We start from the raw sequence: 21,686 nt of genomic DNA, 5'->3' as shown, positions 1-21,686 counted from the left end.
CATGTCGATCCGTGCATGGCGGGTCCGGTTGGCGGTTGGCAAGGTCGTCTCCATGCTCACCTCCAACGGCTACACCCTCGACGAGTCCCGGCTCGGCGAGCTCGAGGCCGTACCCGGCGCCGAACGTCACGATCGCGATGCCCTGCTGACGCGGATCCGCCGCGACGGCTACCTCTTCCTCAGGCAGGCTCTCGATCCGGCCGCCGTGCTCGGGTTCCGCCGGTACTACTTCGAGCGGATCAGCGCGGCCGGCGCCGGTCTCACGGCACCGGGAACGGCGGCCGGGGACGGGATCGCAGCCGGGCGGGTGGATCCCGCAGCGCTCCGCCGGGTCCTGTTCACCGACATCGTTCCGGGCTCCACCTACCATGCTTTCTGCACGCAGCCCGCGATCAGGGACTGGTTCGCCTGGTTCCTCGGCGGGACGACCCACCTGCACCGTCGTAAGATCATCCGGCACACGGCGCCCGGTGAGTCCGGGATCGGCACCGCCACCCAGGCGCACTACGACCTCGTCTACATCCGCGAGGGAACGGACCGCGTGCTGTCCGCGTGGATCCCGCTCGGCGACTGCCCGGTCTCCCGCGGCGGCCTGACGTACCTGGAAGGCAGCCACCGCCGGGTCATGCGCGCGGAAGCCGAGGGCACCCTCAAGCGTCCCGCGGCATCGATCACCGCCGACCTGCCGGCGCTGGCGGCGGAGTACGGCGCTCGCTGGCTGGTGGCCGACTACCGGGCCGGCGACATGGTCATCCACACGGCTCACATCGTTCACGCCGCACTCGACAACGTCGATCCGGACGGGGTCATGCGGCTGTCCACCGACATCCGCTACCAACGCGCCGACCAGCCCATCGACCTTCGCTGGCAGGATGACTGGCACGATCGCGACGGGCTGTGAGCCCGCGGGGACGCCGCCCGGCGGCTCGCTCGGCTCCGGCCGTACTCGCACGGTTTCAGCCCTTGATCCCGTCGGCCAGCCCCGCACCGCGGATGAAGTAGCGCTGGAAGAGCAGGAAGATGACGATCGGCAGCACCACGGAGATCAGCAGTCCCGCCATGAACAGGTTGATCTGCACGTTGTCGCGGATCGCCGGAAGCATCACCGACAACGGCTGTTTGGCGCGGTCGGGGAGGACCAGCTTCGGCCACAGGTACTCGCGCCAGGCCGCGATGACGGACAGCAGCGACACGACGCCGATGATCGGCCCGGACAGCGGCAGCACCAGCGACGTGAACATCCGGAAGTTGCCGACGCCGTCGATCTTGGCCGCCTCGAACAGCTCGGCCGGCAGTTGCGCGAAGAACCGGCCGGTGATGATCACGTTGAAGGCGCTGGCGCCGGCGGGCAGCCAGATCGCCCAGTAGCTGTTGATCAGCGACCCGCCGACGATCGGAACGTCCAGCACGGTCAGGTAGAGCGGCACGAGCGAGATCACGGCGGGGATGAACATCGTCGCCAACAGCGCGCCGTTGATGATCTTGGCGTACCTCGGTCGCAGGATCGCCAGCGCGTAGCCTCCGGTCGTCGCCACCAGCACCGACACGGCCCAGTTGCCGAGGGCGATCAGGACCGTGTTGATCAGCGCTGGACCGACCCGGAGCCTGGACCAGGCGGTCTCGATGTTCTGCCACTGTGGCGGCCCGGACCACAGAGCGAGTGGGTTGGAGGCGATGTCGTGCGGTTGCGAGATTGCCGCCTTGGCCAGCCACAGGATGGGCCCGAGGCCGGCCAGGGCGAGCAGGATCAGGATCAGCGCCTGGCCGCCGCCGAGGGTCCAGCGCACCACTGGTCGCCGTCGATCCGCCGTGGAGATGAGGCCGCGGTCCTCGGACCGGGCGCTCACGTCGTGCTCCAGCGCCGCGTGAGCCGGAAGTACAGCAGCGACAGCAGCCCGAGGAAGATGGCGAGCAGCACCGACAGCGCGGTCGCCCCGCCGTAGTCGCCGTTGATGAAGGCGTAGTTGTAGAGCAGCATCAGGATCGTGGTGGTCGCGTTCGCCGGGCCGCCGCCGGTGAACAGGAACGGTTCGGTGAACACCTGGAAGGTGCCGATGATCTGCAGCAGCAGGGTGATGAGCAGGATCGTCCGCATCTGCGGCAGCGTCACGTGCACGATCCGCCGCCAGATCGAGGCTCCGTCGATCTCGGCCGCCTCGTAGAGATCCGTGCGGACGCCGGACAGCGCGGCCAGGTAGATGATCATCGTCGAGCCGGCGTTGGCCCAGGTCGCCTCAAGGACGATGCTTGGCATCGCGGACTGCGCGTCCTGCAGCCACTGGAACGGGCCGAGGCCGATGCCCCGGGCAAGGGTGTTGAACAGGCCGGAGTCACTCGCGTCGTAGAAGACCCGCCACAGCAGGATCGCCACCACCGGCGGCAGCACCACCGGCAGATACGCCAGCACCGAGAACAATGCCCGGCCACGGCGCAGCTCGCGGACGAAGACCGCGAGCGCCAGCGGCGCCGGATACCCGAACACCAAGGCCAGCAACGCGAACCACGCGGTGTTGCGCGCCGCGGTGACGAGCAGCGGATCGGCCAGGACCTTGCGGAAGTTGTCCAGCCCGACCCACTCCGCCGCGGTGACGAGGTTCGTCTGCTGGAACGCCAGGACCAGCCCGCGCGCGATCGGCCACCACGAGAACAGCCCGAAGACCACCAGCGTCGGGATCAGGAACACCAGCGTGCTGATCCCGCCGCGCCGGACCCACCGGGCCACGCGCCGCATGACGCGCGTGGCCCGGCCGTCCTCGGGCGAGAGCGGGAGACTCACCGCCTTCGACGCCATCACGAGTTCGCCAGCAGCCCGTCGACCGCCTTCGACGCGTCCGCGAGCAGCTTGCCGACGTCGGCGTCCTTCTGGGTCAGTACGGTCTGGACGACCGAGTCGAGGTTCGCGTACACCTTCTGCCCGGCGACCGGCGGCTCGATCATCAGCTTCAGCGACGCGGCCTTGGACGTGTACGGCGTGAAGTTCGCCTGGACCGTGTTCACATACGGCTTGATCCACTCGTCGTACTGCTTCTTCGACGCCTCGTCGAACAACCACAGCATCGGAAGTCCGACGGAGTACTGCTTGTCCGCGTTCGCGGCCTTGGCGTCGGTGACCGCATGGTCCTGGTCGGTGAACTTCTCCAGCCAGAAGAACTCGGCCCACTTGACCGCGGCCTCGATCTGCTGCTTCGACGCCTTCGGGTTGAACATCTGTACGGCGCCGCCGGTCAGCGTGCCGCCGTCCGGCGAGCCGAGTGGCAGCGGCGCGACGCCGAAGTCCGCACCCTTGGCGCCCATCGTGGTGACCGCGTCGCGGTAGTCGCCCGGGGTACCGATGTACATCCCGACCTTGCCGCCGGCGAACTCCTGCTGCAGCTGCTTCTGGTTGAACAGGAAGTTGCTGCCCATCGCGTTGTCGGTCCAGCGCATCTGCTGGAGCGTGGTGAGCGCGCCGTTCATCGGGGTGTCGGCGAAGGCGGCCGAGGCCTTGCCGCCGTTCACCTTCTCGATGGATCCGCCGTACGTGTAGGTCATGGCCGTGAGGACCCAGCCGCCGGTGTTGTTGGTGGTCATCATCGCGTAGCCGGCCTTGCCGGTCTTGTCCGCGATCGCCTTGGCGTCCTGCCGGACCTCCTCCCACGTGGCCGGCGGCTTGTCCGGGTCGAGCCCGGCCTGCTGGAAAAGCGCGCGGTTGTAGTTGAGGCTCATCGTGTACGCCTGCACCGGCAGGCCGAAGATGTGGCCGCTGGAGTCCTGGACGGTCTTCAGCACCTCTGGGTTGATCTTGCTTCCCGCCGGCGACGCCTTCACCACGTCGGTGATGTCGGCGAGTTGCTTGCGCTCGATCAGCCCCTGAACGTCGGTGTACGGGATCGCGACCACGGTCGGCAGCGTCCCGGCCGCCAGGTCGGCCTGGAACGTCTGGACGTCGTACCCGTATTCCGAGCCCTCGATCTTGATCTTCGGGTTCGCCTTCTCGAACTGCGCGACCCGGTCGGTCCAGGTCTTCAGCGCCGCCGCCTGGTCCGGCGTGGGCTTCTGCCCGACCGTGATCGTCACGGTGCCGTCGTCGCTGACTGCCGTTCCGGATCCTGACGAGCAGGCGGTGGCCGTCAGGATCGCCAGCGCGGTGACGGCCCCCGCCCTCCATCGTGTGGTCAGCACTCTTCGCTCCTTCTTTCAGCGGGTGAACGTTCCTGGCAGGAACAAGGTGGTGGTCTTCCCCGTGACGATCCCGCTCGCCCACTGCAGGGCGCCGGCACGCCCGGCGCCGTCGTCCTCGTTCAGGGCGAGGGCGATCGCGACCGGTCCGGCCGGCTGGGACTGGAACCCGAGCGCCGCCCAGGGCACCTTGACCTGGTACGACGTGACACCGTCAGCGCGCGCGATCGCGGCGGTGGCGTCGGGCGTGGTCCCGGCAGGGCTGCCGTCCGAGGTGCCGAAGGTGTATACGGCCGGCCCGGCCGGCAGCAGTGCGGCACCGATCTCGGTGGCGGACGGACTCTCACCCGGCAGCCCGTCGCTGATCGCGAACTGCAGGCTGTCGCCTCGCCACAGGGTGGCAGCGGTCCCGGTCTGGGAGAACACGTCGTCGGTGACGGCCGCGTTGATGGTCAGCCCGGTCGCGTCGTACTGGAGGCTCGCCGTACCCGAGAGGTCGCCGGGCCCGCCCCAGGGGCGGGTGAAGGCGATCCAGCCCGCGTCGGTGGTGAGGTTGATCGAGCTGCTCGGGGTCGTCGCCGAGGGCACGATCGGGTTGAAGGCGGTGGCGCCCTTCGCGGAGACCTTGTTGCCGTCGGAGGTGGTGAGGTCGACCGTGTAGGCGTAGGCCTTCCAGGGCTGGAGGCCACTGACCGGGACGCTGATCGTCGCCTTCTGTCCCGGTGCGATCGACTGGCCGGCGCCGGCTGTGCCCTTCTGCCCCGCGATGGTCCAGGTCAGGTCCTGGATCGTCGCTGCCGTGGTCGCTCTGGTGTTGGTGAGCTCGACACCGAGGCCGGCCTGCAGCGGTGAGGCCTGGGCGATCTGGGGGATGATGCGGATCTTGGTCGCCGGTTCGACGCTGGTCCATGCGACCAGGCGGGCGGTCGGCCTCCCGTTACGGGCGACGGTCGCCACCAGGTGGCGTGACCCGAGGGTGTCGCTCGCAGGGACCGGGATGGTGACCGTGGTGTCCTTGCCCGGGGTGACCAGAACCTGCTTGGTCCGGCCCGCGATCGTCACCGCGCGCGGGCCGAGGTTGCGGACCGTACCTTTGAGAGTCACCGTGACCGCGGTCGGCTCCAGCGAGTTGGACGGGTCCGCGGCCGCGACCTTCAACTCCGGCTTCGACTGCTGGGAGGCCGCGGTGGCGGGTCCCTTGACGAAGAGCGGATCCTGGTCGACGGTCAGGTTCACGACGCCGCCCGCCGGGGTCAGGGTGGTCTTGTGGCCGTACATGTCGGTCACTTCGAGCGGGCTGCTGGTGGTGAGGTTGACGGATGAGGTGCCGGTGCCGGTCGACCAGAGCACGCGGGTGGTCGAGGCGCCGGAGCCGAAGCGGTAGGAGTACAGCGGGGACGGCAGGGTGTCGCGGCCGCTGTAGGCGAGGCCGGTGAGGGCGCGGATCGTGGTCGCCTTCGCGACCAGGCCCGGCTTCGGGGCCATGCCGGCGATCGGCCCGGCCGGGGCCTGCAGGAGGCCGAAGGTGCTCTCCTTGTCGTCCAGGTTGGTGCCGTCGTTCAGGGCGTCGTACCAGTAGAACTGGCTGACGCCGTTCGCAATCATGATCACGTCGTTGCGGATCGATTTGCGCGCCTGGTCGAGCATCGAGCCGCCGAAGCTCGGCGCGGTCGGGTAGCCCTCCTCGCTGATCCAGATCGGCTTGCCGGCGCCGCCGTGCGCGTCGGCCGCGGTGCGCAGGCTCTGGATCTGGGTGTCCAGGTCTCCTTCCGGGCCGGGGAACGTGTAGATGTGCGCGTTGATCGAGTCCACGTAGGCCAGTCCACCGAGGGACAGCAGCTGGTCGCGGAAGGAGGTGTCGCCCTTGTTCGGGCCGACGTCGGCGATGACGTTCGCGTTCGGGTTGTTTTTGTGGGTCTGCTCGTACGCGGCCTTGATCAGCTGGAGGAAGCACGCGCCGGTGATGCCGCAGGCGCTGTCGTTGAAGCCGGCCATGTAGTACTCGTTGTAGGTCTCGATGTCGTTGGTGGTGCCGGCGAAGTGCTTGAGCCACCAGCTCTGGTAGCGGCCGTACGCCGCCAGACCAGTGGGCGTGCTCGGGGTCCGGCCGCCGTCGTACAGCGGGTTGCGGTATCCGGTGACCAGCAGCGGGATGATGCCGTTCGCTTTCGCGTCCGCGATCATCGCGTCGTACCGCGGGTCGACCGCGTAGTTGCCGGGCGAGCCCGACTCGACGCGCGGCCACTCGAGGCTGTCGCGGATGTGCGAGAAGCCGGCCAGGGCGAGGGTGCGGATCAGGGCGTCGCTGAGGTCGTAGTAGTGGGACATGTGCGTGTTCACGCCCCACTTGCCCGTTGGGGACTGGATCCCTGCCGGGAGCGGCGGGATGACGGCGAGCGTCGTACCGACGACGGTCTGGCCGGCGGTGAGGCGGAGGTTGTAGAAGCCGGGCTTCAGTCCGCTGGTGTCGATCGAGCCCGCCCCGGCTGCGATCGGAACGTTGCCCGAGGTCACGGGAAGGTACTGGTCGTCGGTGATGCTCCAGGCGACCGAGGACGCGGTCGAGGTGAGCGTGACGCTGCCCGCGCCCTGGGTGAAGACCAGGCTCTGGTTGGTCACCGTGATGCCGGTGGTGTCGGCGAACGAGACACTGACCGACGAGACGCAGACCGAGCTGATGACACCGCCGGGCGCGTTCGCCATCAGGCGGATGTCGGCGCCGTTCGCGCGGTTCTGGAAGTTGACGTTGGACATCCGTAACTGCGTGGTCGCCCAGGCTCCGGAGCCGGGGAAGGAGAACCACGGCAGCGGGCTGAAGGGCGCGCTGACGCTGTCGTACTGCGCGGTGAGCTGCTGGCCCGGGCTGTCGAAGTAGTTCACCGTGAGCACCGCGTCGGTGGCGCCGGCCGGGATCCGGGCCGCGTCGATGTTCAGGTAGATGTACTGGTCCTTCAGGTCGTTGCTGGTCTGCCAGCACGGCACCCCGAGCCGGCTCGACGCCGCGTGCTCGGGTGTCTTGTCCCGATCTCCCGGCCAGGCGGTGATCCCGTCCGCGGCCACCGGGTTCGTGAAGACGATCTCGGGGTCAGCCGCTGCTGATGCCGGTGCCACCAGCTGGGTGACGGTCAGCACCACGGTCGCGACGAGGGTGAGAAGCCTGCGACGTCCGCTGCTGACTCTGCAATGGTGCATGGCGAACCTCCGGATCGACAGCGCGTTGGGTCGTCATACTGCCCGGCTAGCGCTTTCCCGACAAGAGCACCAGATCGGTTTTTTTGCTGCTATAGCGGGGCACAGGTCGGATTGGAGTGTTGGACAGCGCTGTCCCGCTCCAGCTGGTTATCATGACAATCGTGTCGAAGGAACCGAATGGGACTCCCCGTCTGGCCGATGTCGCGCGCGCGGCGGGTGTGTCGCCGTCCACAGCCTCCCGCGTGCTCAACGGCAGTGTCCGGCAGGTCGCCGACGAGTACAGGGAGCGGGTGCTGGCCGCGGCGGAGCAGGTTGGATACACCACCAATCTCGCCGCGCAGGCGATGGTGCGCGGTCGCTATCCCGCGGTCGCGTTGGTGGTCGGCGACATTCGCGACCAGTTTTTCGCCCGGATCGCCTTCGGGGCGATGGGGGAGGCGTCCAGGCGCGGGTACATCCTGAACCTGCTCTCGACCGACGGCGACGAGTCACGGGAGCGCGATCTGGTGCAGGATCTGCGCCGGCAGCGCCCCCAGGCGCTGGTGCTGGCCAGGAAGCGGGACACGACCGCGAAGGCCGGTTCCAGGCTGATGGAGCAACTGCTCGGCTTCCAGCGCGAGAGCGGCCGGGTCGTGATCGTCGGCGAGGCATCCGAGCCGGTCCTGGCGATCAGGCCGCCGGACTTCGACGGTGGCAAGGCGCTCGCCGGCGCCCTGCTCGGCCTCGGCTACCGGCGTTTCGTCGTCTTCCTCGCCGACGAGGCGGTCCCCTCGGAGCGCGATCGGCTCGACGGTTTCCGGGTCGGGCTGTCCGCCGGCGGCGTAGCGCTGCCGGACAGCCACGTCTTCCGAGCCGTGCACAGCGTTGCGGGCGGGATGGAGGCCGCGACCGCGTATCTGGCGGATGGACCCGATGCCGAGATCATCGTCAGCACGGAGGACGTGGTCGCCTGGGGCGCGATTCATCGCTTGCGGGAGAGCGGCCTGGTGGTGCCCGACGACATCGCGGTCGCCGGGTACGGCCATCGCATGTTCAGCCCGCTCGGCGACGAGGCCGACTGGCTCACCACAATCCGGTCTCCCCTGGAGGAGATGGGCGCCGCCGCGGTGAGCGCTGCGCTTGATCCGCTGGCAAGCGACATCCTGACGCCGTCGCCGAAGATCCATCTCGGCGGCAGTACACCGGATCGCAGCATGTTCAGCGCTGGGGGGGCCGACTGCCGTCGATGATGTCCAGAGCAGCGACCGGCCCCTGAGATCCTGCGCCGCGATACCGCTCGGTCGGCGGATCGTCGGCTGCTCGCCCTCCACTGGTTGGGCGCCGCCGGCGTTGAGGAGCGGCCGGTCCATGCCGTCCACGGTGGCGAGCGAGGCGGGCTCGTCGAAGTTCCCGACCACGGCGTCACAGCCGAGGGCCCGTCCTTTGGCCTCCCGGCGGACCCCATGGTCGAGGAGAAGGCGGAGGACGCCCGCATGACCACCAACCGCCAGCCTCATCACCGTCACGATGGACGGCCGCGCCGCCACCCCTGACGCCGCGACGCCCGGCCGAGGGCTGAACGTTTCACGGCAAGGGCCACAGCGACGGGTCGTGTGAGGTGCGGAAATTCAGCCGCCGAGGTTGACCTGGGGGTTCGTGGCTCGAGCATGATGAGGGCTCGGGCATCCTGCTGACGGTGTCGTGGTCCTCCCTCTACCTCATGCTCGGGCGTGTCTTTCAGCTCCTGGTCCTGCTGGGCCGCGGTGATCGGGCCAAGACGGCCGAGATCGTGGTGCTTGGCCATCAGGTCGCCGTATTGCGCCGTCAGGTGAACCGGCCCGATCTCCAACCGGAGGATCGGGTCGTGCTCGCGGCCTTGTCGCGGCTGCTTCCTCGCCCGTCGTGGGATGTCTTCTTCGTCACCCCGCGACGTTGCTGCGCTGGCACCGCACGCTGGTGAAGCGCCGATGGACCCACCGCTCCAAGCACCCGGATCGTCCCTCTACCCGCGCGGAGGTCCGGGAGACGGTGTTGCGCCTGGCCCGTGAGAATCCCACGTGGGGCTATCAGCGCATCAGCGGAGAGCTGGCCGGCGTCGGCCTTCGGGTACCGCCCAGTACCGTGCGCGACATCCTCAAAGAGCCGGGCTCGATTCCGCGCCACGTCGCATCGGCCCGTCGCCACCCGCGTGGTCCACGTCGTGGGCGTCACGGCGCATCCGACCGGAACCTGGGTCGCTCAGCAGGCCCGCAACATGGTCATGAACCTGGGAGAGCAGGCCGAGGGCATCCGATTCCTCATTCGCGACCGCGATGCCAAGTTCACCGCGGTCTTCGACGAGGTGTTCACTTCACTCGCCGCCCGCGTCATCAGAACACCGGCCCGCGCACCGCAGGCCAACGCGATAGCCGAGCGCTGGGTCGGCACTATTCGAAGGGAATGCACCGACCGGCTGCTGATCTACAATGCAGGCCATCTCCGCCGAGCCCTGAAGGCATACGAACGGCATGACAACCGGCACCATCCCCATCGCTCACGAGATCGTCGGCCGCCTCAACCGTCACATGCCCCGGCTACACCCACCGATCTCGATCAGGTCCGCCTGCAACGCCGACCGGTACTCGACGGCCTGATCAACCAGTACCGGCGGGCCGCCTAGACGGAGTGAATAACCGCAGTTCAGAGGCCGTACCCTGGTTTTCGCACCCCACAGGGTGATCCCACCCCCGTACGGGGTAGCGGCAAACCCCATGACGGAAATTTTGAACAAGACCGAACGCACCTACGAAGGTGATCATGACCGGCCGCTCGGCAAGTACGCCGGCATCCTCGGCGCGTACGGCGGCACGGTCGCGGTGGCCGCCGCCGTCGCCACGCTGGCCGGGCGGCGCGTTCCCGACCACATCGGCGTGATGGACCTGCTGCTCATGGCGGCTTGCACGCACAAAGTGTCACGGCTGCTCGCCAAGGACCCCGTCACCAGTCCCATCCGCGCGCCCTTCACCCGGTACGAGGGTGACAGCGGGCCTTCGGAGGTGCAGGAGGCGCCGCTCGGCGTGGTGGGGGAGCTGATCGCCTGCCCGTTCTGCCTGGCCCAGTGGGTGGCCACCGGGTACGCCGCCGGGCTGGTGCTCGCGCCCAAGGCCACCAGGCTCGTGGGCGCGACGATGACCGCGGTGGCGATCTCCGACTGGCTGCAGCTTGCCTACGGCAAACTGATCAAGTCGGCGGAGGCGTCCTAGCGGACCCTGGGCAGGACCTCACGACCCGGACGTCTTCCGGACCATCCCATGCCGGCTCGCCATGGCGCATGGCGCGTGCAAGAACGCGGCCATCCGGGCGACGATCAGAACCGGCTGGGCGAACGTCCTCATCACCGACGTCACCCAGCCCCTGGATGACCGCCGGGGCAGCGAGGCCGACAGATGCTGCCCTTGGCTCGGACGGGAGGAACTTCTGATCTTCCAGTGCACCGACGGGGTAGCACCGTACCTTTCGAGTCCGCGATCGGAATACCAAGTTCACCGCGACACGCTGGATCGGCGGCCTGCGCCCGATCGGATCCTTGTCATCAACGCCCGAAACCTACGACGCGTGCCGGCCGCCTACAGGACCCACTTCAATGAGCATGGTCATCGACGTGACCGCCTCGGCCGGCTGATCCACGAATACGCGTAGGTCGCATAGGGCGGCCGAATTCTTGGCACCCGCACGGTGGACAGCCGTCACCTCGGCCTCGGGAGGGTGGTACTGGCACGACCGGCGACGAGCATGATTGCCGCCGCCCCGTTGACTCTGTGTATGAACCGCGCCGGCGCGATGACCGCTGAAACCCGATTTCCGGACACGACTCACGCTTCCGATACGCCACTTTCAGCTGGAGGCAGGACCTTGCCGGTGTAGGTTACTCGCGGCCGAGCGCCTCTCGTCCTACAGCATCCGCCAACTCTGACAGCAGGACGATCCTGCGGGTCCTTACACCCGACGGAGTGGGGGTGGCCTGAGCAAAGTCACGCCCGCAGACATGCGGGGCACACCGGGAGCGGCCAGATTCTGCGCGGAGTCACCGCCGGCACGAGCCTGTCAGGGCTTCAGCGGAGGAGTTGACGTCGGGCTGGTCACAGAGCGCATCACGCAGATGGCCCAGAACGGCGCGCAGGATCCGGGAGACGTGCATCTGCGAGATGCCCAGCTCGGCGGCGATCTCGGCCTGGCTCAGGTCGCCGTAGAAGCGCAGCAACAGGACGGCCGTCTCCTCTTCGGTGATGCCCATCCGGTGTGCCAGTTCGGCGCTGGTCGGCGAACGGCCGAGGTCGTGGGTGCACTCGGCGATGGCGCGGTTGAGTGCGGCGCGTCGCTCCTGGTAGCGGTGCGGCACCCGAACGGCCCACGTTCGGTCGCGGAAATGCCGCTTGACCTCGCCGAGCATGGTGACGGCGGCGTAGCCCTGGAAGGCGTGGCCGAGGGTGGCGTCGAACCCGTTGATCGCCTTGACCATACCGACGTACGCCGCCTGGATCAGATCTTCCATCGGCTCGCCGCGGTTGCGGCAGCGGTAGGCGATCTGGCGGGCCAGCGGCGCGTGCATCCGTACGAGCCATTCGCGCAACCGCGTCCGGTCGGTCTCGGAGGTCTGTGGCCTGGCCAGCTCCGTCAGGAGTTCTTCGGCGGTCATCCCGTCAAGGGCGAGGCTTTGAACGGTCATCTATGTGCGCTTTCGTGCCGATACGAGCCATCCCATCAATGCGAGTAGCCCATTTCTGGTGCTGTCTTGACCGGCTTGAAGCTCCCCGGAGTGACCCTCAGACCCTTGCTACTCAGCTACACCATGGTTAGACGCTTCCGCTGTTGGGCGGACATGCCTCAGGGATCTCCCGACTCCATCCCGCCCGTGCTCGCCGCCACGGCGGACTTGGCCGTGGTGCGTTTCCACGGCCATTCAGCGAAATGGACCAGCCACGACGTCCACGAGCGGTTCGGCTATCTCTACAGCGAGGAGGAACTGCTGGAGTGGGCACCCCGGTTACGGCGCCTGGTCGATGACACCCACACGACGCACATTCTCATGAACAACTGCTACCGCGACAACGCCCAGGTCAACGCCAGGCAACTGGCTCGCCTGATCCCGCGCCACAAGGCCGAGGCCGCCTTTCCTCGCGAAACCTGGCCGCGGCAATTCTGACGGCCCCGCGGTGGAAACCTTCACGAATGAGCGATCCCTGAAGTCACGTACAGGCGGTCGGCATGGAGCCAAAGGACGAGGGTAGGTCCGGGTACAACATTGGGCTGCCGGGCGCTGCTGTGACAGGCCTTCTCCCTGCCGGCATGCAGATCACATCGGTCGGATCGGCAGGGGGCAGTGGCCATGGATAGACCACGCTTGGAAGAGCCGTTGACGTCTCTGGCTCCGGTCCGCGCGCGCCGCCCTGGTGAGGTGATAGTCGACTGGCTGTCGTCCACCGATCACAAGGTGATCGGTTACATGTATCTGATCGCCTCGTTCCTCTTCTTCGCGCTGGCCGGGATCATGGCGCTGGTCATTCGCGCCGAGTTGATCAAGCCCGGCATGGACCTGGTGAGTCAGGAAATTTACAACCAACTGTTCACCATGCACGGCACGATCATGATGCTGCTGTTCGCCACCCCACTGTTCGCCGGATTCGCCAACGTCATCATGCCCTTGCAGATCGGCGCACCCGACGTCGCCTTTCCCCGGCTGAACGCCGTCAGCTTCTGGCTGTTTCTGTTCGGTGGGATCATCACGGTCAGTGGCTTCTTCACCGACGGTGGCGCGGCCGACTTCGGCTGGTTCGCCTATACGCCGCTGTCGTACTCCACCTTCAGCCCGAGCCTCGGCGGCGACCTGTGGCTCATGGGGCTGGCGCTGTCCGGACTGGGCACCATCCTCGGCTCGGTCAACTTCTTCACCACCATCATCTGCATGCGCGCGCCTGGCCTGACGATGTTCCGGATGCCGATCTTCACCTGGAACGTGCTGCTGACCAGCATGCTCGTGCTGATGGCGTTCCCCGTGCTGGCCGCGGCGCTGCTCGTGCTGGAGTCGGACCGAAAGCTCGGCACCCAGGTCTTCCACGCTGAGAACGGTGGCGCGCTGCTCTGGCAGCACCTGTTCTGGTTCTTCGGCCACCCCGAGGTCTACATCATCGCCCTGCCGTTCTTCGGCATCATCACCGAGATCATCCCCGTCTTCAGCCGCAAACCCGTCTTCGGCTACGTCGGCCTCGTCGGCGCCACCATCGCCATCGCCGGGCTGTCGATGACCGTCTGGGCACACCACATGTTCCCCACCGGGCAGGTCCTGCTGCCGTTCTTCTCCTTCATGACGTTCCTCATCGCGGTGCCGACGGGTGTGAAATTCTTCAATTGGGTCGGCACCATGTGGCGAGGGCACCTGACCTTCGAGTCGCCCATGATGTTCTCCATCGGGTTCCTCATCACCTTCCTGCTCGGAGGCCTGACCGGGATGATCCTCGGATCACCCCCACTGGATTTCCACGTCACTGACAGCTATTTCGTGGTCGCCCATTTCCATTACGTCGTGTTCGGCACCGTGGTGTTCGCCATGTTCGCCGGGTTCTACTTCTGGTGGCCGAAGATGACCGGCAAGATGCTCAATGACCGGCTCGGCAAGTGGCACTTCTGGACCCTGTTCATCGGCTTCCACACCACGTTCCTGGTGCAGCATTGGCTGGGCATGGCGGGCATGCCCAGGCGGTACGCCGACTACAGCGCCGCCGACGGCTTCACCGGCCTGCACCAGATCTCCTCGGCGGGGGCGATGCTGCTCGGCGTCTCGACGCTGCCCTTCCTGTTCAACGTCTGGCACACCGCGCGCTACGCCCCGCGGGTCGCCCTCGACGACCCGTGGGGGTACGGCAACTCGCTGGAGTGGGTGACCTCGTGTCCGCCGCCTCGGCACAACTTCACGTACCTGCCGCCCATCCGCTCCGAGCGGCCCGCCTTCGACCTGCACTACCCGCATTCATCACACGGGGAACCGCAAGATCGTGACGACGACGGCGAGAGCGACCGGACGCCATGACCATCCGGTCAACGTCTCCAGGCTGTCGCACCGTGTCCGCCCGGAAGAGCGCCACGGCGCTGTCGCGGTGTTGAGCGATGGATTCATCCGAGCGCGAGCACCGCCTCCTGAAGGAGATCGAACAGAACCTCCGCCATCACGACCGCGCCTTCGCCTGGCGCATGGACGCGCTGAACACCGCCTCCGCCAGACAGGGGCCGCAACGCTTCGCCTGCCATACCACGCGCCGCGAACTCGTATGCGTGTTCCTCGCCGTCGTCATTCTGACCGCGCTGTCGATCCTCCCGATCCTCACCGTCGGCCGCACCCGCATCCCACCGGCTAGGCCGGTAGACACAGCAGTATCAGGGAACAGCAGAGGCACCTTCGTCTCCGAACTCACGGCCGGGCTCTTCGTCGGGCAGGATCGACGCCTGCAGAGTCGGCGTACCAATGTGTCCTCGCGTCGTGGACGGGTACCCGGCCGGACAGCTCCAGCCGGGCAGCCAGCATGGCCGGGGTGGCGGAGTCCTCCACGAGTACTCACATGCCGCTTGAACTGCATGGATGAAATTTTTGGCAGGCGCACGGTGCCCGGCCGGGCGGCGGCACCCGTTCCTGGGAAGCGTCAGTGAGGAGCCGGTCCACGAGACCCGGAACTGCGGCGCGGAGCGCTCGCAGCCGGCGCAGCCCCAGCGCGGGCAAGGACACCGCCGCGACTCGGCGCCGGGCGGACGTCTGCGCGACGCCCGCTCGGCGAGCCGGTCGGCCAGCTCGTCGGCGAGCCGCGCGACCACCTGCGCCGGATAGTCCGGCGGGGTCGCCACGAGTCCGACGACGATCTCCGGCCGATGCTGCTCACTGATGGTCATGGGCGCTCCTCGCCGGTAGCCGGGCGAAATCCCGGGAGACTACCCACAGTCGCGCGGCACATGCGTCTTGTATCGGATCACGCTCTTATGGCCGTCGAGCAGCCGTCCACGCGCCTCGACGTCACTGTTGGGTCGCGACCGCCTTGAGGAGCCGGTGGGCAGCCGTCGGCGCTGAGAAGGATCTTGGGTGCAGAGAGCTGAGACTGGAAGGCCGGTGTGGTTTCAAGGACCAGTTCTGGCTCCACCCGCTGGCGAGCAGCGGCCCAGAGTGTGATCGGTTGATTGCGTTCTGGTTGGTTTTGGGGTCCACCGGAGTTCTTGTGATGGCACGCTGGATGTGCTCGATCAGAGTGCGCTGATGGCGCGTCTATCAGCATGGGCAGCGGGCGGCCGAAGGTGTTCGGCGACAATATGATCGCCTATGCGGGAAACGCTGCGGCCCGCGGCATGGCAGTTCCCGACGACGCCCGTGAGCTGGTCATCCCCGCGGGCAAGAACAAGGGCGCTCACCTCACTGTGGCCAGCGTCTACCGCGTGCTGGGCTCCAGGCCCGAGCACCATGACGCGGTGCGGGTCGGAGCAGCCGCTGAGGGGGAGCAGGCGCGGGCGCCGGCCTTGCGCCCCTTCCATGACGCGACTTTGGAAGTGGACGTTCCTGACGAAGCGCAGGCGGGACCCATCTGGTCAGCCGTGTCCGGCTTGCCTCGACGAAGGCCTGGTGCGGTTCGGGCTTTTCGCCTTAATGGAGGCCTTTTTGAAACAGCGTGTACAGGTAGACCAGGGCCGGGATGAGGATCACCGCGCCCGCGGACAGGGCGATGAGCAGGGCGAGCAGAGTGGCGCGGCCGGCGGCGGCCTGCTCGACGGTCAGTGAGGGCAGCAGCAGGTACGGGTACTGGGCCACCGCCCAGCCCGCCAGGATCGCGGTGACGGCGAGCGCCGAGGCGATCCGGGCGGCGATGTACCGGCGGGCCAGTAGCAGGCCGAGAGCGGTGAGCCCGGCGGCCACCGACACCAGTACCACCGGCAGGCCGTGACCGGTCAGCCCCTCGAACAGCCGGGGCGCGTCCGTCCGCAGCACCGCGATGCCGATCAGTCCTACCGCGCCGGTGACGACGGCGGCTGCCAGGGCGCGGCGGCGGAACGCGCCGGCCAGGTCGTGCTGGCCGTCGCGGCGGGCATCCCCGCACAGGAACACCGCGGCCAGGTAGGCGCAGACCAGCACGGCCAACGCGCCGCCCAGCAGGGAGGTCGGGTTGACCCAGCTGCTCACGACGGCGCCCGCCCCGATGGTCGGCGGTACCCGACCGGAGGCCACCCCGCCGACCACCGCGCCGAGGAAGAACGGCGTGAGCAGCGACGACAGCGCGAACGCGGCGCCGAAGAAGCGGCGCATCCCCGGAGCGTCGACGCTCTTGCGGTAGGCGAACGCCGCGCCGCGGGCGATGATCCCGAACGCGGCGAGGGTGAGCGGGATGTACAGGGTGGTGACGGCGGCGGCGAACCCCCTGGAGAATCCGGTCCACAACACCACCAGCACGAAGATCAACCAGACGTGATTGGCCTCCCACACCGGGCCGATCGAGCGTTCGATCCGATCACGGACGGCGTGTCCCCGTTCGGTGCCGCCCGCCAGCAGGTCCCAGATGCCGCCACCGAAGTCGGCGCCGCCGAACAAGGCGTAGGCGATCAGGCCGGCGAACGCCGCTCCCAGCACCGTCTCGGCGAGCGTCATGGCGCCTGTTCCTGCCCTTGCGCCTGTCCCCGCTCCTGCGGGGCCAGGGTGTCGCGGCCGCGTGCCAGCCTGCGCAGCACGACCACCGTGAATACGGTCAGTACGGTGTAGACGACGATCACCGCCGCCAGACCCCAAGCGAGCCCGTCGGCGGGGCTGACCGCGTCCGCGGTGCGCATGAGCCCGTAGACGATCCACGGCTGCCGGCCCACCTCCGTGGTGATCCACCCGGCCTCCATCGCCACCACCGCCGCGACCCCGGACACGGCGACGGCGCGCAGGAACCAGGCGGTGCGCGGCAGCCGCCGTCGCCGCCACCACACCAGGCCAAGCCAGGCGGCCAGCCCCAGCAGCGCGGTGCCGATGACGACCATCGTGTTGTAGGCCAGATGCACGACGTTGACCGGTGGCCGCTGATCGGGAGGTATCTCCTCCAGACCGGGCACCACGCCGTCCGGGTCGTGGTGGATCAGCAGCGACAACCCGTACGGGATCTTCAAGGCGTACCGGAGTTCGTCATCGACGTAGATGCCGCCGAGCGACAGACCGGCCCCGGCGGTCGTCCTGTACAGGCCCTCCATCGCGGCCAGCTTGGCGGGCTGGTTGTCGGCGACGGTGTTGGCGATCCAGTCGCCCACGCCGATCTGCACCGGGGTGATGACCGCGGCGACGGTGATCGGGATGAGCAGCCCCATCCCGTGGTGGCGATCACGCCGCCCGCGCAGCATCGCAACCGCGTACACCGAGGCGACCAGGAACCCGGTGACCATGAACGCGGCCAGCCACATGTGGGTGAACTGCGGCCACGTGGACGGCCCGAACATCGCCGCCCATGGCCTGGCGTCCACCACGGTCCCCTGGGTGTCCAGGCGGAACCCGGTCGGGTTGTTCATCCAGGCGTTGGCCGACACGACGAAGAACGCGCCCGCGATCCCGGCGGCGACCATCGGCAGTGCGCTGAGCATGTGCGCCCGCGGCGACAGGCGGTCCCAGCCGAACAGGTAGACCCCGACGAAGATCGCCTCTATGAAGAAGGCGAAACCCTCCAGCACGAACGGGAACCCGAACACCTCGCCGAAGCGGTACATCAGCCTCGGCCACAGGATGCCCATCTCGAAAGACAGCAACGTTCCCGACACCGCGCCGGCCGCGAACAGCACGCCCATCGCCTTGGCCCACGTGTGCGCCAGCCCCGTCAACACCGGATCGTCGCGCCGGTGGCCCAGCCATTCGGTGAACACCACGATCGCCGGGAAGGCGATGCCGAAACAGGCGAAAATGATGTGCCAGCCCAGTGTGAGCGCCATCTGGGTACGCGCGAACAGCAGATTCTCGACGCCGTCGGCTGCGGCGAGCTGAAGCGCATTCATACATCTCCTGACCTGCCTCGGATCTACGTCGCCGTTCGATGGTCCGTACCCGTTGTCGAGAGCCTGGACCCATCCGGCCTGTTGTGCCGGAGGTAAGAACGCGCCCGCCGGCCAAGCCTGGGCGCAAGGGCCAACTCTCGATGGCCTGTCCGGCGGCCTGGCGACGTTGGAGCCGAGCATGGGCGCGGCCGGTAGTGGTGTACCACTGGACCGCAACACCGGCGGCGCGCAGGTGGCGCTTCTGCTGGCGGGCGTCCAGGATGCGGGGCGCGAAGCTCGGGGATGTCGTCGCGGCGCACCACGGCGGGGCCGGGCCCGAGCTGGGTGACGACGTGTTCCAGAACGGTGAGGTGGGCGTTGACGGTGTCGGTGGTGCGAGCAGGCCAGGAAGGTCCGGGCCCGGGAGTGGTAGGCGCGGCGGGTTTCGCCGTCCAGCGGCCCCGTGCCAGGGCCGCGGCGTAGGCGGCGTGGACCGCGGTGTAGGTCTCCGGCACCGCTTGGTGGCGCCGTCCCCCATGGCCCTCGCGATATCAGATCACCGTTCCGAGCCCTCTGTTGTGTGACGGTTAGTGCTCGTTCGGACACTAAACGCGTCCGGCTGCGGTTTAGGGGGTTTTCCGGGGGTATCGGCCTGAGGGGCCGCCCGTGGGGAGGGAGGCATCTGCGACGAGGAGATAGCCATGAAGGCAGTGGTGTACGAGGGGCCACGGCAGGTCAGTGTCAAGGATGTGCCGGACGCGCGGATCGAGCGGCCGACCGACGTCCTGGTGCGGATCACGTCCGCGAACATCTGCGGCTCGGACCTGCACATGTACGAGGGCCGGACCGACTTCGAGCCCGGCCGCTGGTTCGGACACGAGAACCTGGGTCAGGTGATCGAGATCGGCACCGGGGTCGACAAGGTCCAGGTGGGCGACTGGGTCGTCGTGCCTTTCAACATCGCGTGCGGGCACTGCAAGAACTGCGAACGTCAGCTGACGAACTACTGTCTGACCGCTCAGCCTGAGCCGAAAATGGCCGGCGCCGCCTACGGCTTCGCCGACATGGGCCCGTACGGCGGCGGGCAGGCCGAGCTGTTGCGCGTGCCCTGGGGTGACTTCAACTGCCTACGGCTGGGCGAGGACGCCGAGCAGCGCCAGACCGACTACGTGATGCTCGCCGACATCTTCCCGACCGGCTACCACGCCACCGAGATGGCCGGCGTGCAGCCCGGCGACCAGACGGTCATCTACGGCGCGGGTCCGGTCGGGCTGATGGCCGCCCTCTCGGCGACGATCCGAGGGGCGAGCAAGGTGATGGTCGTCGACCGGCACCCCGACCGGCTGCGACTGGCCGAATCGATCGGCGCGATCGCCATCGACGACTCGAAGGTCGACCCGGTACAGGTCGTTCTGGACGAGACGATGGGGCTGGGCGCGGACAACGGTTGCGAGTGCGTGGGCTATCAGGCGCACGACCCCAACGGCCATGAGCAGCCCAACCTGACGATGAACCGGCTGGTCGCCTCGGTGCGCTTCACCGGGAAGATCGGCTGTGTCGGCGTCTTCGTGCCCCAGGACCCCGGGGCCGGCGACGAGCTGGCCAAGCAAGGCAAACTCGCCTTCGACTTCGGTATGTTCTGGTTCAAGGGCCAGCACATCGGCAGCGGCCAGGCCCCGGTCAAGAGGTACAACCGGCAGCTGCGCGACCTGATCGTCGCGGGCAAGGCCGAACCGTCCTTCATCGTCAGCCACGAGCTGCCCCTCGATCGTGCGCCGGAGGCCTACGAGCACTTCGACAAGCGAGACGAGGGCTGGACGAAGGTCGTCCTGCACCCGGCGATGGCGGGGGCGGGTGCCTGACATGGCTGGAGAGCTGAACGGACGCCGGATCGCCATCCTCGCGGCCGACGGGGTGGAACGAGTCGAGCTGGAGCGGCCGCGGCAAGCGCTGGACGACGCCGGCGCCCGCACCGTCGTGGTCTCCATCACCAGCGGCGAAATCCAGGCGCGCGAGCGCGACCTCGAAGACGCCGGCACCTTCACGGTAGACAAGCTGGTCGGCGAGGTGTCGGTCGACGACTACGAGGCGCTGCTCCTGCCGGGCGGGACGGTGAACCCGGACAAGTTGCGAATGGAACCCGCTGCGGTGCGGTTCGTCCGGGACTTCGTCCAGTCGGGCAAGCCGGTCGCTTCGATCTGCCACGGCCCGTGGAACTTCGTCGAGGCCGACGTCGCGCGGGGCCGCCGGCTGACCTCGTGGCCGAGCGTGCGCACCGACTTGCGCAACGCCGGGGCCGACGTGGTCGACGAGCCGGTCGTCACCGACGGCAACATCACCACGAGCAGGTCGCCCGACGACCTGCCGGCCTTTTGCGAGCGCATCGTGCAGGAGTTCGCCAAAGGCCCGCAGGCCACCGCCACTACACGTCGGGCGTGACCTCGCCGACCACGAACGTGCGTCCGTCGCTGTCCGCGCCGGCACTGCTTCCGGAATGGGACCTGGTGGGGGCGGGTGCTCGCGTGCGCGCTGCGAGGCTGGGAGCCGGCCCATGTCCAGGCGCTTGAGGATGCGCCACACGCCCGACTTGCCGATGGTGGCGTCGTGGTATCGCTCCAGGTACATCGCGATCTCCTCGGGTCCGCAGATAGATGAGCTTCACCCGGCGACCTCGACGTGGGTGGCGTTCGGGCCGGTCTTGGGCCGCTTGGAGCGCGTGCGCAGGCCGTTGATGCCCTCGGCTTGGCAGCGGCGGTACCAGAGCGATCGAGCGGCGGGCTGGGCTGAGACATGGGGATCCGGGCCGGAGACCCAGAGGTCAACGATGATCGTCAGTTTCAGAACCACCGCGGCCTGCTCGGGCGCCGTCGCACACCGTCTGGCGTCGTCCGGCCGTCAGCAGGTCCGGTGCGGGATGTGAAGCCCGTCGTGGACGGCTATCCAGGCGATGTGCACCTTTCATCCCTGAATCTGCTGGTGTCATCCGTTTTGTCAGGGGCAAGGGACGAAGGACGCGGGGGGCGTCAGCAGACCGGGGGCCGCCTGCGGCGTACGCACATACCACCACAACCTGCGTGAGGACACATGATGACCGACAGATTCGCCCGTGCGCTCGGGTGGGCCAGCCTCGCGCTGGGCGCGGCGCACCTGGCGGCACCAAGGGCCGTGACCCGCCTGTGCGGTGTCGACGACGCGCCCGGGGCCACGACCGTCACCAGGCTCGTCGGCGGGCGCGAGCTCCTGCACGCCGCGCTGCTGCTCGGCGCCAAGCACCCCGCCCAGTGGGCGTGGACCAGGGTCGCCGGCGACACGATGGACCTCGGCGTCCTGGGCAGGGCCGCCGCCAACCGCACCGGCGC

At 68.1% G+C, this 21,686-nt stretch carries 18 protein-coding genes and 1 pseudogene; 11 read left to right on the top strand and 8 right to left on the bottom strand.

From position 1 onward, the window contains the following. Nucleotide 1 precedes the first annotated feature (1 nt). On the top strand, nt 2-901 hold the full coding sequence (locus ACWDX9_RS23505; protein WP_449957306.1) for a phytanoyl-CoA dioxygenase family protein: 900 nt from the start codon (nt 2-4) through the stop codon (nt 899-901). Nucleotides 902-956: 55 nt separating this feature from the next. Here the strand turns inward: ACWDX9_RS23505 and ACWDX9_RS23500 are convergent, their stop codons facing one another. The 4 genes from ACWDX9_RS23500 to ACWDX9_RS23485 are packed head-to-tail and all read right to left on the bottom strand — an operon-like array spanning nt 957 to nt 7,350. Next, on the bottom strand, nt 957-1,847 hold the full coding sequence (locus ACWDX9_RS23500) for a carbohydrate ABC transporter permease (protein WP_449957304.1): 891 nt from the start codon (nt 1,845-1,847) through the stop codon (nt 957-959). Then, nucleotides 1,844-2,776: a carbohydrate ABC transporter permease gene (locus tag ACWDX9_RS23495; protein WP_449957302.1), complete on the bottom strand. Its 933-nt coding sequence runs from the start codon at nt 2,774-2,776 to the stop codon at nt 1,844-1,846. Before ACWDX9_RS23495 ends, ACWDX9_RS23500 begins: the two co-directional genes overlap by 4 nt. A gap of 14 nt (nt 2,777-2,790) precedes the next feature. Beyond that, nucleotides 2,791-4,161: an ABC transporter substrate-binding protein gene (locus tag ACWDX9_RS23490; RefSeq protein ID WP_449957300.1), complete on the bottom strand. Its 1,371-nt coding sequence runs from the start codon at nt 4,159-4,161 to the stop codon at nt 2,791-2,793. 15 nt (nt 4,162-4,176) lie between these two features. Beyond that, nucleotides 4,177-7,350: a hypothetical protein gene (locus tag ACWDX9_RS23485; RefSeq protein ID WP_449957298.1), complete on the bottom strand. Its 3,174-nt coding sequence runs from the start codon at nt 7,348-7,350 to the stop codon at nt 4,177-4,179. Between the two features lie 161 nt (nt 7,351-7,511). On the opposite strand from ACWDX9_RS23485, the gene ACWDX9_RS23480 reads away from it, so the two are divergent. The 4 genes from ACWDX9_RS23480 (at nt 7,512) to ACWDX9_RS23465 (ending at nt 10,571) form a co-directional block, all read left to right on the top strand. Continuing rightward, entirely contained in the window at nt 7,512-8,579 is a 1,068-nt protein-coding gene (locus ACWDX9_RS23480) for a LacI family DNA-binding transcriptional regulator (RefSeq protein ID WP_449957296.1), read from the top strand. 470 nt (nt 8,580-9,049) lie between these two features. Continuing rightward, nucleotides 9,050-9,289 (top strand): hypothetical protein, encoded by a 240-nt coding sequence (locus ACWDX9_RS23475; protein WP_449957294.1) that lies wholly within the window; start codon nt 9,050-9,052, stop codon nt 9,287-9,289. Between the two features lie 240 nt (nt 9,290-9,529). Further along, the gene (locus tag ACWDX9_RS23470; RefSeq protein ID WP_449957292.1) at nt 9,530-9,988 is read left to right on the top strand and encodes an integrase core domain-containing protein; all 459 of its coding nucleotides are present in this window, start codon (nt 9,530-9,532) and stop codon (nt 9,986-9,988) included. Between the two features lie 91 nt (nt 9,989-10,079). Then, nucleotides 10,080-10,571 (top strand): DUF1360 domain-containing protein, encoded by a 492-nt coding sequence (locus ACWDX9_RS23465; protein WP_449957290.1) that lies wholly within the window; start codon nt 10,080-10,082, stop codon nt 10,569-10,571. A gap of 821 nt (nt 10,572-11,392) precedes the next feature. On the opposite strand, the gene ACWDX9_RS23460 is transcribed toward ACWDX9_RS23465, so the two are convergent. Continuing rightward, entirely contained in the window at nt 11,393-12,034 is a 642-nt protein-coding gene (locus ACWDX9_RS23460; protein ID WP_449957288.1) for a sigma-70 family RNA polymerase sigma factor, read from the bottom strand. Between the two features lie 123 nt (nt 12,035-12,157). Here ACWDX9_RS23460 and ACWDX9_RS23455 point away from each other — a divergent pair, with 123 nt between their 5' ends. The 3 genes from ACWDX9_RS23455 (at nt 12,158) to ACWDX9_RS23445 (ending at nt 15,006) form a co-directional block, all read left to right on the top strand. Beyond that, on the top strand, nt 12,158-12,511 hold the full coding sequence (locus tag ACWDX9_RS23455; RefSeq protein ID WP_449957353.1) for a DUF72 domain-containing protein: 354 nt from the start codon (nt 12,158-12,160) through the stop codon (nt 12,509-12,511). Between the two features lie 183 nt (nt 12,512-12,694). Further along, on the top strand, nt 12,695-14,392 hold the full coding sequence (gene ctaD / locus ACWDX9_RS23450) for an aa3-type cytochrome oxidase subunit I (protein WP_449957286.1): 1,698 nt from the start codon (nt 12,695-12,697) through the stop codon (nt 14,390-14,392). Between the two features lie 77 nt (nt 14,393-14,469). Continuing rightward, nucleotides 14,470-15,006, top strand: coding sequence for a DUF3040 domain-containing protein (locus tag ACWDX9_RS23445; protein WP_449957284.1), 537 nt, complete (start codon nt 14,470-14,472; stop codon nt 15,004-15,006). 976 nt (nt 15,007-15,982) lie between these two features. On the opposite strand, the gene ACWDX9_RS23440 is transcribed toward ACWDX9_RS23445, so the two are convergent. Beyond that, nucleotides 15,983-16,978, bottom strand: a complete 996-nt coding sequence (locus tag ACWDX9_RS23440) for a cytochrome d ubiquinol oxidase subunit II (RefSeq protein ID WP_449957282.1) — start codon at nt 16,976-16,978, stop codon at nt 15,983-15,985. Next, nucleotides 16,975-18,348 (bottom strand): cytochrome ubiquinol oxidase subunit I, encoded by a 1,374-nt coding sequence (locus ACWDX9_RS23435; protein ID WP_449957280.1) that lies wholly within the window; start codon nt 18,346-18,348, stop codon nt 16,975-16,977. The genes ACWDX9_RS23440 and ACWDX9_RS23435 overlap by 4 nt, the downstream gene beginning before the upstream one ends. A gap of 680 nt (nt 18,349-19,028) precedes the next feature. Between ACWDX9_RS23435 and ACWDX9_RS23430 the strand changes: the two genes are divergently transcribed. Together ACWDX9_RS23430 and ACWDX9_RS23425 are read left to right on the top strand one after the other, a co-directional pair. Then, complete coding sequence (locus ACWDX9_RS23430; RefSeq protein ID WP_449957278.1) at nt 19,029-20,189, top strand: glutathione-independent formaldehyde dehydrogenase; 1,161 nt, start codon at nt 19,029-19,031, stop codon at nt 20,187-20,189. 1 nt (nt 20,190) lies between these two features. Further along, nucleotides 20,191-20,766 (top strand): type 1 glutamine amidotransferase domain-containing protein, encoded by a 576-nt coding sequence (locus ACWDX9_RS23425; protein ID WP_449957276.1) that lies wholly within the window; start codon nt 20,191-20,193, stop codon nt 20,764-20,766. Nucleotides 20,767-20,985: 219 nt separating this feature from the next. Here the strand turns inward: ACWDX9_RS23425 and ACWDX9_RS23420 are convergent, their stop codons facing one another. After that, nucleotides 20,986-21,174 carry a hypothetical protein gene (locus ACWDX9_RS23420; protein WP_449957275.1) on the bottom strand — a complete coding sequence of 63 codons (189 nt, stop codon included), beginning with the start codon at nt 21,172-21,174 and terminating at the stop codon, nt 20,986-20,988. A gap of 237 nt (nt 21,175-21,411) precedes the next feature. Between ACWDX9_RS23420 and ACWDX9_RS23415 the strand changes: the two are divergent. Then, nucleotides 21,412-21,686: pseudogene (locus ACWDX9_RS23415) on the top strand (SRPBCC family protein); the annotation flags it as partial.

Source organism: Nonomuraea sp. NPDC003201 (genome assembly GCF_053590415.1).
This window is presented reverse-complemented; position numbering and strand designations above follow the sequence as displayed.